Annotated in this window: 15 protein-coding genes; 7 read left to right on the forward strand and 8 right to left on the reverse strand. The window is 64.0% G+C overall.

Annotation, left to right across the window (positions count from 1 at the left end):
* The 7 genes from ACFOD4_RS21395 to ACFOD4_RS21425 all read right to left on the reverse strand — a co-directional run.
* A partial coding sequence (locus tag ACFOD4_RS21395) for a proton-conducting transporter transmembrane domain-containing protein (protein ID WP_379599746.1) occupies window positions 1-1,044 on the reverse strand: 1,044 nt, incomplete at its 3' end.
* Between the two features lie 85 nt (window positions 1,045-1,129).
* Window positions 1,130-1,603: a PTS sugar transporter subunit IIA gene (locus ACFOD4_RS21400; RefSeq protein WP_379599747.1), complete on the reverse strand. Its 474-nt coding sequence runs from the start codon at window positions 1,601-1,603 to the stop codon at window positions 1,130-1,132.
* A gap of 403 nt (window positions 1,604-2,006) precedes the next feature.
* Window positions 2,007-3,224 (reverse strand): multidrug effflux MFS transporter, encoded by a 1,218-nt coding sequence (locus ACFOD4_RS21405; RefSeq protein ID WP_379599748.1) that lies wholly within the window; start codon window positions 3,222-3,224, stop codon window positions 2,007-2,009.
* A gap of 75 nt (window positions 3,225-3,299) precedes the next feature.
* Window positions 3,300-4,454 (reverse strand): DUF2218 domain-containing protein, encoded by a 1,155-nt coding sequence (locus ACFOD4_RS21410; protein WP_379599749.1) that lies wholly within the window; start codon window positions 4,452-4,454, stop codon window positions 3,300-3,302.
* Window positions 4,455-4,514: 60 nt separating this feature from the next.
* Window positions 4,515-5,768: an alpha-hydroxy acid oxidase gene (locus tag ACFOD4_RS21415; protein ID WP_379599750.1), complete on the reverse strand. Its 1,254-nt coding sequence runs from the start codon at window positions 5,766-5,768 to the stop codon at window positions 4,515-4,517.
* A gap of 216 nt (window positions 5,769-5,984) precedes the next feature.
* Entirely contained in the window at window positions 5,985-6,731 is a 747-nt protein-coding gene (locus ACFOD4_RS21420) for a glucose 1-dehydrogenase (protein WP_379599751.1), read from the reverse strand.
* A 20-nt stretch (window positions 6,732-6,751) separates the two neighbouring features.
* Window positions 6,752-8,203 carry an aldehyde dehydrogenase family protein gene (locus ACFOD4_RS21425; RefSeq protein ID WP_379599752.1) on the reverse strand — a complete coding sequence of 484 codons (1,452 nt, stop codon included), beginning with the start codon at window positions 8,201-8,203 and terminating at the stop codon, window positions 6,752-6,754.
* 296 nt (window positions 8,204-8,499) lie between these two features.
* Here ACFOD4_RS21425 and ACFOD4_RS21430 point away from each other — a divergent pair, with 296 nt between their 5' ends.
* The 6 genes from ACFOD4_RS21430 (at window position 8,500) to ACFOD4_RS21455 (ending at window position 14,446) form a co-directional block, all read left to right on the forward strand.
* The gene (locus tag ACFOD4_RS21430) at window positions 8,500-9,549 is read left to right on the forward strand and encodes a phytanoyl-CoA dioxygenase family protein (RefSeq protein WP_379599753.1); all 1,050 of its coding nucleotides are present in this window, start codon (window positions 8,500-8,502) and stop codon (window positions 9,547-9,549) included.
* A 661-nt stretch (window positions 9,550-10,210) separates the two neighbouring features.
* On the forward strand, window positions 10,211-10,711 hold the full coding sequence (locus ACFOD4_RS21435) for a YciE/YciF ferroxidase family protein (protein ID WP_379599754.1): 501 nt from the start codon (window positions 10,211-10,213) through the stop codon (window positions 10,709-10,711).
* Between the two features lie 30 nt (window positions 10,712-10,741).
* The gene (locus ACFOD4_RS21440) at window positions 10,742-11,191 is read left to right on the forward strand and encodes a DUF2383 domain-containing protein (RefSeq protein WP_379599755.1); all 450 of its coding nucleotides are present in this window, start codon (window positions 10,742-10,744) and stop codon (window positions 11,189-11,191) included.
* A gap of 141 nt (window positions 11,192-11,332) precedes the next feature.
* Window positions 11,333-13,021, forward strand: a complete 1,689-nt coding sequence (locus ACFOD4_RS21445) for a methyl-accepting chemotaxis protein (RefSeq protein ID WP_379599756.1) — start codon at window positions 11,333-11,335, stop codon at window positions 13,019-13,021.
* Window positions 13,022-13,169: 148 nt separating this feature from the next.
* On the forward strand, window positions 13,170-13,763 hold the full coding sequence (locus ACFOD4_RS21450; RefSeq protein WP_379599757.1) for a hypothetical protein: 594 nt from the start codon (window positions 13,170-13,172) through the stop codon (window positions 13,761-13,763).
* Complete coding sequence (locus ACFOD4_RS21455; protein ID WP_379599758.1) at window positions 13,760-14,446, forward strand: endonuclease/exonuclease/phosphatase family protein; 687 nt, start codon at window positions 13,760-13,762, stop codon at window positions 14,444-14,446. The genes ACFOD4_RS21450 and ACFOD4_RS21455 overlap by 4 nt, the downstream gene beginning before the upstream one ends.
* Window positions 14,447-14,534: 88 nt before the next feature.
* Here the strand turns inward: ACFOD4_RS21455 and ACFOD4_RS21460 are convergent, their stop codons facing one another.
* The gene (locus ACFOD4_RS21460) at window positions 14,535-14,846 is read right to left on the reverse strand and encodes a hypothetical protein (RefSeq protein WP_379599759.1); all 312 of its coding nucleotides are present in this window, start codon (window positions 14,844-14,846) and stop codon (window positions 14,535-14,537) included.
* Window positions 14,847-15,195: 349 nt separating this feature from the next.
* Here ACFOD4_RS21460 and ACFOD4_RS21465 point away from each other — a divergent pair.
* A partial coding sequence (locus ACFOD4_RS21465; protein WP_379599760.1) for a hypothetical protein occupies window positions 15,196-15,376 on the forward strand: 181 nt, incomplete at its 3' end.

Raw genomic sequence — 15,376 nt, forward strand, 5'->3', positions numbered from 1 at the left:
GCCAACGGCCATGAACAGCGACGCCTTGAAGGTCGCGTGGTTCATGGTGTGGAAGATGGCGGCCACCATGGCGAGTGGGCTGTTCAAGCTCAGCAGCAGGGTGATCAGCCCCAGATGGCTGATGGTGGAATAGGCCAGCAGACCCTTCAGATCGTGCTGGAAGATGGCCACATAAGCGCCGACCAGCAGCGTGATCATGCCGCAGGTGCCGAGGATCCAGAACCAAGCATCGGTGCCGGCCATCACCGGCCAGAGTCGCGCCATCAGGAAGATGCCGGCCTTCACCAGAGTGGCCGAATGCAGGTAGGCCGACACCGGCGTCGGCGCCGCCATGGCATGCGGCAGCCAGAACTGGAACGGAAATTGCGCGCTCTTGGTGAGGGCGCCCAGCAGGATCAGCACCAGTGTCGGCAGGTAGAGCGGATGCGCGCGGATGATGTCGCCCGCCGCCAGCACCACATCCAGATCGTAGCTGCCGACGATATGGCCGAGCAGCAGCATCCCGGCGAAAAGCGACAGGCCACCCGAGGCGGTCACCGTCAGCGCCATACGGGCGCCGTCGCGGGCCGCCGCGGAATGCTGCCAGTAGCCGATCAGCAGAAAGGAGAAGAGGGAGGTCAGTTCCCAAAAGAAGACGAGCTGGATCAGGTTGCCCGACAACACCAGCCCCATCATCGAGCCCATGAAGGCCATCAGAAAGGCGAAGAACCGAGGGATCGGGTCTTCCTGCGACATGTAGTAGCGGGCGTAGAGGACCACGAGAAACCCGATCCCCGCCACCATTACGGCAAAGACGGATGCGAAGCCATCCATGCGCAGGATCAGGCTGAGCCCGAGTTCCGGTATCCAAGGCACTTCGAGCCGTGCCACGTTGCCGTCCGCGATGCCGGGGTAAAGCAGCCACACCATGGCCAGCGTCAGCAGCGCGATCGTGCCCGAGATCCAGGATTCGAGGCTCCGTGCATTCTCCGGCAGCAATGCCGCGATCAGCGCACCGAGATAAGGAAGCAGAATGGCGGCGGAAAGATAGATCGACTCGGGCATCGGGCGCCGGGCACTCCTTGTGGTCCAGGGTGCGGCGCCTGGTTCAGAGGCGCAGCGTTCTCGTCATCGCGGCGGATCGCCCCGCTCAGCCCTCATCAGCCGGCGGCACGGAGCCGGCGGACTGCAAGGTCGCCAGCGCCTCAGCCGCCGAGCGCGCCTGTCGCAACTGCTTCGGCAGGTGGTTGTCCCGCAATACCCGGCAGATGTTGGACAAGGCAGGCAGGAAGCCCTCGGAGCTTTCCTCCGGCCAAAGCACCAGGAAGACCAGGTCAACCGGCTCACCATCACGCGCATCGAACTCGATCGGCCTGGTTAGCCGGGCAAGGATGGCAAGCTGCTGGCCCAGATCCGGGAGCCGGGTATGCGGCATCGCGACGCCGCGGCCCAGCGCCGTGGAGCCCAGGGCTTCCCGTTTTTCCAGCGCCTCGCGGATCTCGTCCTCAGGACGGCCGATGCGCCGCGAGGCCTCGGCGGCCAGCAGCTTCAAAAGGTCGGCCTTGTTGGCAGGAGCGAGGCTGAGAATGCCATCCGGCGCAGGGAACAGATCGGCAATCAACATCGGCATCTCCCAAAGCGGCCGGGTTGGTGGCCGCGGTGCAGGACGGCGGTCCGCACACACTGCCCTGCAGTCAACTCACGAGATCACCATATAGCTTCCGCAGGTAAATTGGCAAGTCTTCGTGGAATACTGTTCTGCCGCGGTGAATATTGACGCAATACAAAATGGCTGCAGTGACCAGGGGAAAGTTGTCGTGCATCATCATTGGTCATGGACCATGTTAACATCGTCCGTTTATTGAAAACATGGACAGAAATTCATGCAAGTTATCTTGTTGGCTATGCCGATTTTTCCCCGTGGAGACACCAAAAAAACCAATACTGCCGTGCTCAAGCCTGGTGGATCGGGATGGATGGCAGCATCTGCCGACGTCCTGGCCATGATCGCTGCTGGACAGTCGCCATCAGCTGCGCAGAAACCTTCCACGCTCAGCGCAGAGGACGCATGCCAGCGCCGCGACGCCACAACCTAACAGTCCGGCCACCAATGGAAGCACGGTGCCGTCATAGCTCTGCCCCACAGCGAAACCGATCAAGGCACCGCCCACGGTTGTGACGAAGCCCTGCACAGCCGATGCCGTGCCGGCCACATGTCCCATCGGCTCCATGGCCAGTGCGCCGAAATTGGGTGCGGCCAGTCCGAAGCAGAACATCAGCCCGGCCTGCAGGGCCGCGAAGGTCAGCAGGCTGGAGTAGCCGGCCAGCACCACCAGCAGATGCAGCGCCCCCATCCCGATATATCCCAGAAGCGCCAGATGGCAGATCCGGCGCGGTCCGAGCCGGCCGACCAGATGAGAATTGGTCAGCGAAGCCGCCGCCATAAAGGCCGCGATGGCGGCAAAGATCGGAGCAAAAAGCTGGGCGGCGCCAAAGGTGTCGGCGAACACCTGTTGGGCGGAGTTGATGAAGGCGAAGATGCTGCCGAGCATGGCGGTCATCGCCAGCGTGTAGCCCACTGAGGAACGGTGGCCGAGCACGGTCAGGAACGTGCGGGCCACCCGGCCGAAGCGGATCGGGATGCGGTCGGCCGGCGCCAGCGACTCAGGCAACCGCAGCGCCGCCCACAAGGCCACCGCCCCACCGAAGGCCGCTAGCAGAACAAAGATCCAGCGCCAGGGGGCGACCAGCATGATCAGCTGTCCCAGCGTCGGGGCGATGATCGGCACGGCCAGAAAGACAATAAAGGACAGCGACATCACACGGGCCATCTGCGTGCCGGCATAGCGGTCGCGGACGATCGAGATGGTCAGCACCCGAGCGCCCGCGGCGCCGATGCCCTGTGCGGCGCGGGCGAACAGAAGGGCAGGGAGGGATATCGCGAAGGCCGCGATCAGGCTGGTGACGGCATAGATGGCGAGGCTGGCCAGCAGCACTGGCCGGCGGCCGAAGCGATCCGCCAGGGTTCCATAAACGATCTGGGCACCGCCAAACCCCAGAAGGTAGGCCGTGATGATCCATTGCCGCTGGTTGTCCGCGCGCACCCCTACGGCATCAGCGATCTCCGGCAAGGCTGGCAACATCGAATCGATCGCCAGCGCATTCACCGCCATCAGCGCCGCCACAAGGCCGACAAACTCCCGGAACCCGATGGCGGGCCGGGTCGACAAGTCGGGTACGGACATGCGGAGCCTTTGTTTCTGCCGGGGCCATCCTGCTCGCACGGATGGGTCCAGATGGCGAGGGGCTTTGCCCCAGCCTCAACCGGGCCTGACCGATGCGGCGGCGGCTCCCGCTTCCTCCGCCGCGGTCTTCTCGAATCCCCCTTCCTCGACGCCACGCCGCCAGTAGGCAACCGCGAGATGGCCATTCTTGTCCAGGCCGCGATCCATCCGGCAATGGCGACGCAACCGTTGAACGGCGGCAAACTCGCACCCGGCCCAGGCGAACGCGCCCTCGTCAGACGGCCAGGAGGCCGCGCATACGGCATCCGGGAGCAAGCTGGTCGTGCCCGGGGCAGCACTCTCGCGATACAACCAGTGCACTTCAACACCGGCGGGAGCGATCAGATCCTGGCGCTCCGCCGCACCGGACACTTCGATAAAGGCCATGCCGCGCGCATCGCGCGGCATGGCCTCGAGAATTCGGGCAATGGCCGGAAGCGCCGTCTCGTCACCCGCGAGCAGCGTCCAATCCGCCGCGCGCGGCGCACCGCCTCCTGGCCCGAACATGCCGACCACATCCCCGGGCTGCGCCCTGATGGCAAGCCTCGAGCCCGGGCTGCCCTCGCCATGGGTCACGAAGTCGATTTCCACTTGGCCCGCCGCCACATCGACCCGCCGCAACGTATAGGTCCGCCGCACGGGTCTCCGCGCCTCCTCGCCCTGCACCAGCCGGCCACTGGCGTCGAGGCGAGGCCAGACCGGCTCCACCTGTTCCCGCGGGATCAGCAGCTTCACATGCAGATGCTCGAGCGAGGCGAAGCGGCCGAGATCCTCGCCCCGCAGCGTCAGGCGGCGCATCTGCGGCGTGACCCACTGCGCACGCAGAACCTGCATGCGGCGGAACTGCGGCGGTGTGCTCAAACCCTCGCCATCGCCTCGCCAGACCGCCTGAAGTGTCTCACCCGAGGCGGCCTCCTCCAAATGGCCGAGCAACATCATCTTGCCAGTGGCGAGGTTGCCGAGGTCGGTGGCTTCAACCCGCAGCCAGATTTCATCGCCCTCGGCGCGGAGATAGGTGGTGGCATGGCCGAAGCCGCAGCGATGGCTGCCATCGGGCAATGCGGTGATCTGCGCGTCATGCTCCAGGAAGTGGCTCACCATCTGGTCAAGACAGCGCGCGGACGCACTGACACGGATGCGGGCTTCTGCGGCGAGGGAAGTCATCGCGGCCTCACAGGGTTCGGCTTGCATGAGCCGCCGCCTTACCGCTATTGCGAGTCGTTTGCAACTCGCCAGGCTAGATCTTTAGCGTCAGGGTGACGCCGGCACGCCTGCAATCCGCAGCAGATGCTGGGGCCCGAGTTCCGCAGGCGACAGGCTCCCGAGAAGGGCCAAATTGCGATCGACCTCTTGGGCCAGGATCTCGATGCCATGGCGCACGCCCGCCTCGCCGCCCAGCGCCGCCGCATACAGGAAGGGGCGGCCGACGAACACAAAATCGGCGCCGAGGGCCAGTGCCTTCAGCACATCGGCCCCACGGCGAACACCACCATCCATCATCACCGCCATGCCGCCCGCCGCAGCCCGGACCTCGGGCAGGGCTCGCAGGGCGGAAATCGCTCCATCCAGCTGCCGTCCGCCATGATTGGAGACGATCACGCCATCCACGCCCGCTTCGGCGGCGCGCCGGGCATCCTCGCCATGGAGAATACCTTTGACGATCAGCCGCCCGGACCATTGCTGGCGGATCCGCGCGATGTGGGTCCAGGTCAGGTGGTCGCGGGCACCGAAATCGCGCTCCACATGGCGGGCTATGATCGGCGCGCCGCGTTCGGCGAAGTTGTTCTCGAAATGCGGCATTCCATGGCTCAGCAGGGTCCGGGCCATGGTGTCGCACAGCCAGCGAGGATGGCTGATGCCGTCCCAGGCGAGGCGGAGCGACGGCTTCAGAGGGGTCGAGAAGCCGGTGCGGATGTTGTTCTCGCGGTTGCCCATGGTGGTGGTGTCCACCGTGATGACCAGCGTGCGGAAGCCCGCCAGGGCCACGCGCCCGATCAAAGCGGCAATCCGCGCCTCGTCCACCGGGAGATAGGCCTGGAACCAGCTGCCAGGCGCGGCCTTCGCCACCTCCTCCAGTCGGATCAGGGAGGAGCCACTCATCACCATCGGGATGCCGGCTTCCTGTGCCGCGCGCGCCAGGACGAGGTCGCCGCGATAGGCCATCATGGCGCTGAGCCCCATCGGGGCGATGCCGAAAGGCGCACGCCACGATTCACCCAGCAACTCCGTGGCGATGGCGCGGCGTGACACATCGATCATGTAGCGCGGGCGGAAGGCCCATTCGCCAAAGGCGGCACGGTTGTCGTTCAAGGCGGAATTGGTTTCGGCCGCCCCGGCGATGTAGCCGAAAAGTGGGCGAGGCAATTTGCGGCGGGCCGCCGGCTCGAAATCATCGAGAGCCAGGATCGGCCGCAGGCGGCGCGGCATGTGTCGGCCCACGGCGCGGTACATCGCCTTGGGCGGCGGCGGCACGGATACCTTGTTGCCACCATCGGCCGGGCTCATGGGCGTGCTCCCTTGGCCTGAATGTGGAACAGGGAAGGGGCCGGGCTGCGTGCGGGCAAGTGGATCATTCCTTTTGCGCCGCACTGTCCCGGCCGCGCTTGCGTCAGGCCCGCGTCGTCTGGCGCGAGACGCCGCGATCCTGACAAGCCCGGACAGAACTTGTCAACATGCCTGACAAATTGTTGCGGCCGGCCAGGGCCGATGCTTCCTAAGGCATTAAATACAGCGACCGCCATCAACCTCCAGCGCCACACCTGTGATCAGCGACGCTTCGTCCGAACAAAGGAAGCAGGCGGCGCTGCCGATATCGCCGGGAGTGGAGAAGCGCCCCAGCGGAATGGTGGACAGGAAACGCGCGCGGTTCTGCTCGGTGTCTCCGCCCATGAAGGTGGATAGCAGGGGCGTTTCGCCGGCAACCGGGTTGAGGGCGTTGACGCGGATGCCGGACGGCGCGAGCTCCACCGCCATCGAGCGGGTGGCGGTGATGACCCAGCCCTTGGAGGCGTTGTACCAGGTCAGGTTCGGGCGTGGGCTTATTCCGGCGGTCGAGGCGATGTTCAGGATCACGCCGGAACGCTTTGCCTTGAAGACCGGAACGACTTCGCGTGCCGCCAGGTAGATGGATTTCGCGTTAACGGCGAAGATGGCGTCGAAACGATCTTCCTCCAGCCCCTCCAGGGGCTGCGGCTGATGCGCGATGCCCGCATTGTTCACCAGGATGTCGAGCCCGCCGAAGCCCTCTATCGCTTCCGCCACCATGGACCTGGTGCCCGCAAGGGTGGCAACGTCAGCGGTCACAGCCCGCGCCGCAGCACCGGCGCTGTTCGCCACGCGCCGTGCCGCCGCCTCGTCACGGTCAGCCACCACCACTCGCGCGCCCTCAGCGATGAAGCTTCGCACGATGCCCTCGCCAAAACCCGAGCCGCCACCGGTGACGATGGCGATCTTGCCTTCCAGCCGCATTTGCTTTGTTCCTCCCTGCTTCAGCCGTGGCGGATGGCGATGGTTTTCAGCGAGGCGAAGCCATAAAGGGCCTCAAAGCCCTTTTCGCGCCCATGCCCAGAGCGCTTCACCCCTCCGAAAGGCAGCTCCACGCCGCCGCCGGCCCCGTAATTGTTGATGAAAACCTGCCCTGTTTCGATGCCGCGCGCCATCCGCATGGCGCACCCGCCATCGCGGGTCCAGACCCCGGCCACCAGCCCGTAATCCGTGGCGTTGGCAATGGCGAGCGCCTCCGCCTCGTCCTCAAAAGGAATGACGACCTGCACGGGGCCGAAGATCTCCTCCTGTGCAAGCCTATTTCCCGCTCCGGCGCACTCAACCAGGGTCGGCGCAACATAGAACCCGCCCTGCGGGACCCCCTCGACGCTGCCCTGGGCAGCGACGCGCACGCCATCGCCGCCAGCCTCCCGCAGGAAGCCTTCCACGATCTCCCTTTGCCGCGCGGAGATCAGGGGCCCCATGTCGAGATCCTCCATGGCCGGTCCAACGCGCAAGGCATGGTAGCGCGCGGTCATAGCTGCCAGCACACGGGCATGGACACCGCGTTGCACCAGGATGCGTGAGGCTGCTGAGCAGGTTTGGCCGGCATTCTGGAGGCCGGCATTGACCAGGAATGGCAAGGCCGCATCGAGGTCGGCATCGTCGAAGACGATCTGCGGCGATTTGCCGCCCAGTTCCAGCGTCACCGGCACGGCGTTGCGCGCGGCGGCCGCCTGCACCAGCCCCCCCACCACCACCGAGCCGGTGAAGGAGATATGGTTGATCCCGGGATGCGCGGCCAGCGCGGCGCCGGCTTCCTCTCCCGTACCCGAGACGATGTTGATAGCCCCCGCAGGAATGCCGGCCTCTTGCGCAATACGGGCGTAGGCGAGCGCGGTGAGGCTGGCTTCCTCGGCCGGCTTGATCACCACGGCATTGCCCATGGCCAGCGATGCCGTCACCGAGCGGCCAATGATCTGCATGGGATAATTCCAGGGCACGATATGCCCCGTCACGCCAATCGGTTCATACAGGGTCAGCACGGTATAGCCATCAAGATAGGGGATGGTGTCACCATGCAGCTTGTCGGCGGCGCCGGCGTAAAATTCCAGGTAGCGGGCCAGGGCGAGCGCGTCTGCCTTGGCCTGGCGCAGCGGCTTGCCGACATCCAGCGCCTCCATGCGAGCAAGTTCGTCGGCGCGATCCATCACCAGCCGCGACATGGCGAACAGGATACGGCCCCGCTCCGTGGCCGTCATGCGGGACCATGAACCGTGCCGTGCTTCCCGGGCCGCATTCACGGCGTTGTCGATGTCCTCCGCTTGGCCCCGCCCGATGTCGGCCAGCCGCTGTCCGCTTGACGGGTTGAGAAGCGGCAAGGTCTCACGCGCGGCGGATTTCCGCCACTCGCCGCCGATCAGGTTCAGTTTGGTATCGAACGCGAAGGCTTCCATGGCCTGTCCTCCCACCTGGCGATGTGGATCCCACCTGAAGGTTGGCGTAGCGCCATCCTGTGTTTTCAACCAGAGCCGGAAAAGCCCTTCGATTTCGGTTCAAAAAAGCGACGCAGGTATACCTGAAGGGTCAGTGCAAATTAGGCTTGAATGGTCCTGCTCATGGAAATGTTTCTTGTTTTTTGGACTTCCGGGCCGTTTTCTCGCTTCACAGCGGCGTGGCGCATGCCTCGCAAGGTCTCCGCTCCCCCGAGCGGCGAACCCCATCACGACCAAACCGCGGTTGGAGCAAGCCCATGCAGGTTATCACGCCGATCGACACCACCATCGACATCCCCAACACGCTCGCGGAGGACCGGGCCTACTTCACTCCCGACCAGGTCAGCGACGCGGTCGCCTACTATGGGCGGGAAGGCTACGTCGTGATCCGCGGACTTCTGCCATCGGGTTTGTGCGACGCAATCCGGGCCGGATACAACACCGAAATACGGCAGTCCTGCACACCGATCCTGCGCCAGAAGAACATGCGCTATGAGATCAACAAGTTCGATGCGGACGGCTTTCTGGCGAATCCCATCTTCAACGTGCAGGATCTGGAAAGCCGCCGCTTCGGCAACTTCAAGCGTCATGCACTGCAAGGCGTCACGCAGGAACGGGTAGCGGCGCTGACGTCTGCGCTGATCGGCATCAACAGAACCAAGCTGATCCAGACCATGTTCTTCGAGGCGCCTGCAGGAACCTGGGCGCATCAGGACAGCTACTACCAGGACAGTGCGGTGGCGCTCGGCCGCTGTGTGGCGGGCTGGTACGCGCTGGAGGATGTGGATGCCAGAGCCGGCCGCTTCTACGTTTGTCCGCGCAGCCACCGCAGCATTTCCGTGATGCGCAACGCCGGGGAATGGGATTTTGCCACTGGGCATGACCGGTACCGCCAAGCGGTTCTGGAAACCATGCGCAAACATGAAATGGAGCTGAGGGCTCCCTATCTGGCCAAAGGCGATGTGATCTTCTGGAATTCACTGACGGTGCATGGAAGCTTCACCGCTTCCGGTCGAGGTGTTTCGCGCGCCTCGCTGACGGCGCACTACCTTCCGGAGGAGGATGACATGCTGCAGTTCCACACCCGCATCCGCCACCAGAAGATGACCACCGTCAATGGCATGCCTGTGGCACAGCTGCATGACCAGGACATGATGCGCAACCGGCTGGTGCGGGGCATTGCCGCCCATGCTCCGGGCCCCTATGCCGTAGCACGCAAGCTGGCGATGCAGGCCATGTTCCTGGCTGGCAGGTTCCGCCGCAGTGCGGCAGGCGTTCAGGCTGGCGCCGTGCTGCCCGCCAAGTAGGGTTCATGCCGCGGCCGGGTCGACAGAGCAGGCCGCCCTCCGCTTCGGCGCTCCACCGCAGGCAGAAAACCTGCGATGGACCGTTACGACGTCCGCCGGGGACCTAGAGCGCGAGCTTTGCGGCGCCTATGCACCTCCGTGCCCGATCACGCCAGCCGCTGTCTGTCATGGGGCGCGCGTGCAATCCCTTGAGCTTCCGACCAGCTTCCGCCAGGCCAGCAGCGCCTGATCCTGTTTCCAGGCAGCAAGGGCTGCTTACGGTCGCGCCCAAGATGTCTTCGAGCGAAAAGAACGGATTGCGACGTGCGGGACGCCGACGCACGAAACCGAAAGGGGCCCTGGATCATTCCGCAATCGGGCTCCGCGAAGGCGAGCCCGTTCCCTAGCAGACGCGATCACGCGGTGGCGCCCGCAAAGGACCATGCATGAGCTTCACGACAGCATGCTGCGATGGGCCTTGGCTTCCGGCACCAGCCGTCCAGGCGGCGAGGTCCATGACCGACCTCTCGACCTAGCCAAGTTCCATGCTGGGAACAGGAAACCGAACAACCATCCAAAGGGCGACGGAGGTCATGCCTGCGCGTTGGCGGGTGGAGCGGCAACCGCCGCGGTTGCGTGTCCAGGACCTCGGATCGCGATGACGCATGAAGGAGCAGCGCGAATGAACTCCCTGAATGACATGATGATCGACCAGCTGAAGGATGCCTACAGCGCCGAGAAACAAGCCATCCAGGCCATGCGCAAGATGATGCGAAAGGCCTCCGATGCCGAGCTGAAGAAAGGGATCGAGGCGCATATCGAGCAAAGCGAGGAACAGCGGGATCGGGTGGAGCAGGCACTCCAGAAGCTGGGCGCGAGGCCGGGACGCAAGGTATGCGAGGCCATGCGTGGACTGGTCGAGGAAGGCCAGCACGAAATGGAGGAGTACGAGAAGGGCCCGGTGCTTGACCTCGTTATGGTCGCCAGTCAGCAACGCATGGAGCACTATGAGATTGCCGCCTATGGCACCATGGTGGAGCTGAGCGATGCGCTGGGCGAAAAGGAAGTAGCCGATCTCCTGCGCAAGACGCTGGAGGAGGAAAAGACCCAGGACGAGCTTCTGACCGAGGTGACGCGGTCCAGCATTCTGCCTGCCGCCCTGAAGCAGGCCGAAGCGGCCTAAGCCATCCCCCCACGAATATAGGAGTTCACCATGGTTACAACCGTCGGCACCGAAAGCACGTTCCCAAAGCTGGTGCGCAATCTTCTCCTGCTCGAACATGATGCCATTGCTGCCTATGAGCAAACGATCGAGCGCTTGAGCGACGCCGGTGCCAAGCAACAGATCGCCTCGTTCAAGGCAGATCACGACCGGCACGTCATGGAACTAAAGCAGATGTCGGCCAGCCTCGGCGAAGAGGCGCCGGAAGAGGGCGACATGAAGCAGCTGCTCACCACCGGCAAGGTTGCGATGGCGAGCATCTTTGGTGACTCCGCCACCATCACGGCCATGCGGACCAATGAGGAGGACACCGTGACGGCGTATGAGCGCGCGTCAAAGCATTCGGAAGCGACGCCGGAAGCGAGGGCGGTCTTTGAAAGGGCGCTGAACGATGAGCTTCGGCATCGCCAATGGATGGAAGAAGCGTCCAGCCGGCTCTGATACCGGAGCCTGCATGGCGGCGGGCCCTATCGGGGCCACTGTCATCCTGAGCCATGACATGGCCGCGTCACTGCCTTCATTGGGCATTAACCACAGTGTGGACAACTGGGCCTTCCCGGAGAACACACTGACAGGTGGAACATGTCCAAGTTGCTTGAGCGGGCCAGCATCAGGACAAAGATCATGGGCGCCTTCGCCCTGGTCCTTGTTGCCACGGCGAGTCTAGGCATCTTCTCGACCGTAAAGCTTGCCGTGGTCAACGAGTCAGCCTCGTCCATCGGCAGCAACTGGCTTCCTGCCACAAGGTTGCTCGGCAGAATGGCGCAGGTGGCGGAGCGTGTACGGCTGAACCAGTACATCCTCGCCACCACCACATCCGCCGATCGCCGACGGCAGACCATGGGCAATGTCGAAACGCAGATCAGGCTCTTCGACACGACGCTCTCCGAGTACAGGCCTTATGCCACGGAGGTCCGGGAAAGGACGATTGCCCAGGAGCTTGCTGATCGCTGGCACCGGTACAAAGCTGCTTCAGAAGAGTTGAAGCATCTGGTGGCCACGGAGCGGCTGGTGGAAGCCGCTGGTTACCTCGACAAGATGAACCCCGCCATGAACGAGTTCCGGGCCGCCCTTCAGGCCGGTATCGAGTTCAACGCGGAAGGCGGGGTGCAGGCCGCAACGGAGGGGCAGGCAGCCGGGGATCACGCTCAGACACTCATCCTCGCGGTGCTCGGCACGATGGTGGTTGTTTGTGCTCTGATCGGCCTGATGCTGGTCCGCAACATCTCGCATCCTATCTCATCCATGACGCAGGCCATGCGCAGGCTGGCGGATCGTGACATGGGGGCGACCATTCCGGGCCAGGGGCGAGGCGACGAGATCGGCGCGATGGCCGCCGCCGTGCAGATCTTCAAGGACAGCATGGTGGCTGCAGACCGTCTTGCCATCGAGCAGGAGGCGGCACGCGAGACCCGGGAGAAGCGTGCTGCACAGATCGAGGCCGTGGTTCGCACCTTTGAGGACCGTGTCGGCGCCATGGTCGGCATCCTGTCTTCCGCCTCAACGGAGCTGGAGGCCACGGCGCGGACCATGAGCCATGCCGCGCATCAGACCAATGCCCAGGCCGGCGATGTCAGCAACGCCGCTTCCCTGGCGGGCGGTGGGGTGCAGACCGTTGCTGCCGCTGCGGAAGAACTGTCGGCCTCCATCAGCGAGATCAACCGTCAGGTCAGCCAGGCCTCCGGCGTGGCCGGCACGGCCGTGGAGCGGGCACGGCACACTGATTCCACGGTACGGGCCCTCGCCGAAGGCGCGTCCAAGATCGGCGACGTCGTGAGCCTTATCACCTCCATTGCCGGTCAGACCAATCTTCTGGCCCTGAACGCGACCATTGAGGCGGCCCGGGCCGGTGAGGCTGGCAAGGGCTTCGCCGTTGTGGCGTCGGAGGTGAAGAACCTGGCACAGCAGACCAGCAAGGCGACAGAAGAGATCGGGGCCCAGATCGGCCAGATTCAACTGGCGACGCAGCAGGCTGTGAACGCCATACAAGGGATCGCCAGCGCGATCGATGAGATGAACTCCATCACCACCACCATCGCAGCCGCAGTGGAGGAGCAAAGCGCGGCAACGAATGAGATTGCCCGTACCGTTCAACGCACCGCCGAAGCCACCGATGCCGTGTCACGCAACATCGAAGGCGTAAGCCGCAATGCGAACGACACAGGGGCCGCCGCATCGCAGGTCCTTGCGGCCGCCAGCGAATTGTCTCGGCAGTCTGAGCAGCTGACCGGCGAAGTAAAGGGCTTTGTCAGTCAGGTGAAGGCTGCCTGATCGCAGTCGAACGGATCTTCGAGGCCGTGAGGCGCCGTTGGCCTGCCAGCGGCGCCCGCCTTTGCATTTTTTGCCCTTAGTCAGCGACAACAAGGCAGCGTCTGAGCTCGTCTGTTGTTCTCCTACTTCATAGGAGGCGGCTGGATCGGTGACCCTTCTGACAGAACACGACCTGCGGCAGCATCATCCCTTTCCTTGGATCTGTGTCGGCCTGCTCGCTGTCATGGCTGTGGCTTTCTGGATCATTGGCCACACCGGTGCGAGCCTGGGGACGGGGGCTGCTCTTGCCGGGTGCATCGCACTCATGCTGCCACCCCGGGAGCGCATGGCAGTGCTGCCGCGGAGCTTACAGCGGCTACCACGGATCTACGATGCGGCGCCGGTCATGGCGACGCTCCTGTCCACTCCTGGATATGGCCTCGGGTGGTTCTATCTGGACGGCCCCTATGACGAAATTGTTCATCTGGCAAATGGCATCCTTGCCGGCGGGGTGCTCTTGGCCCTGATCCGGCGGAGGGAACGGCGGACGCTTCATCTCCTCATGGTGGGTACTGGATTCGGGCTGCTGCTCGGCACGGCGTGGGAAGTGTTCGAGGCGATCACCGGCTTGATCGGCGACTGGACGGATACGTGGACTGATGTGGTGCTTACGGCTGCGGGCGCCGGGCTGGGCGTGACCATGGCGGATCGCTGGCCAGCCCTTCGGCCTGATCCGCACCGAACCCGGGGGGTAGGCGATTGAAAGTCGCCACATGGAACATCCATCGCGGCTGGGGCATGGATGGTCGCTACGACCCGGGGCGGATCATATCGGTGATCGCCGAGATCGGCCCCGACATCATGGCCTTGCAGGAAGCACAGCATTACGTCCGCCGCGCCGTGCCGATGCTGGATCCGCACAGGCTCGCGCAGGAAAGCGATCTTGTTCCGGTCGTTGTTCGGCAAGAGCCTGACCATCAGGGATGGCGCAGCAATGTGCTCCTGATTAGAAAAGGGCTCAAGCTTCGCGGTTGCGCGGAGGGTCTGCGTCTCGGCGGATGGGAACCCCGAGGCGCCATTAGCGCCTGGCTGGAAACAGGTTGCTCTACCCTCCAAGTCATCTGCGCCCATCTCAGTCTTGGCCGCTCCCGGAGGATATGGCAGGCAGAGCGGCTTCTCGAGGCGGCGGGCGGCGACGGCACACCGACCTTGTTGCTCGGCGACTTCAATGAAAGGCACAGCAATGGAAAAATGATGTCGATGCTTTCAACACGGTTCTCACGGCCTTCGAAGGTTGCCACCTTTCCGGCTCCATGGCCGGTCTGGAGCCTGGACCGCATCCTGGCCGACCCGGCTTCCATGCTTCATGACGTTGCAGTTCATAACACCCGCCAAGCGCGCCGAGCCTCTGACCATCTGCCGCTCACTGCTTCCTTGAGCATCTAGTCCGGCGGGCCTCCAGCACCAAGGGCACCAAGAAAACGCCGGTCCGTAGGTTTTACATAAGACGACTTATGACTCACAAGTTGAGGGTTCAGATCATCTGCCCCCGGAGGAAGCCTAGAGCCGGCAGGGGTCGCCAACTCCGCGGCAGATCTGCCCTCCGAATAGACGAAACACTGTAGTTGGGCACTGGCAACCCCGAGCTTCTCAGGAAGGCGGCGTAGGCGCGTACCTGCTGTTCGCGCCAAGCCCGGTCCGCATCGGCCGCGCCCCGGTTGCCGTAGATCTCGGCGACTCGGCTGCGACGCCCGACAGCTGCGATCACGGCCCATAACCGGTCGTCGCGATTTCTGCCAAGGCTGACCACCTGGCCCGGCTGAGGCCCATCGGCGGCCTGTGTCATGCTGCCGTTCTCCAGCTTCTGCCTGGTGAGCGGCAATCGGGTTTGGCCTGCATTCATCCAGTTTGGAGAAGCGCAGCGTCCAAAACAAGCGCTGAAGCGTCCACCCTGTCGGCTTGCGAATGACAATCAATCACTTAATCACGGCGCGATGATTCTTGGGCGCAACTACCTAGAGGCGCCGATCTTGCTATCCCCAACAACGATCACGTTCCCCGGAGACCGACGGCACCAGCGCTTTCGACTTTCTTGTTCGTGGGTTACGCACGTTAGGCTTCTGCAATGTGGCCCCCCATCGGATCAGGGCCGGGCCAGTTCGCTCGTTCCTGTTCCCCCTATTGCCGGTGACTCCATGCAGCCTGACACCACGTCTGAACTGATCCGTGCCATTGCGGAGCTGAGTGCAGCAGAAAAGGTTCCCGGCGCTAACACGGCGTCGGCGCTTTGCCGTGCGACGCGGCGGCTGATGGAGACGATGCGGCAGGAGGGGCGGCTGTTGGAGAGCCCGATGGAGCTGGCGCTGACGCGCAGCG

The sequence above is a fragment of the Teichococcus globiformis genome, assembly GCF_042646265.1.
Lineage (GTDB): Bacteria > Pseudomonadota > Alphaproteobacteria > Acetobacterales > Acetobacteraceae > Pseudoroseomonas > Pseudoroseomonas globiformis.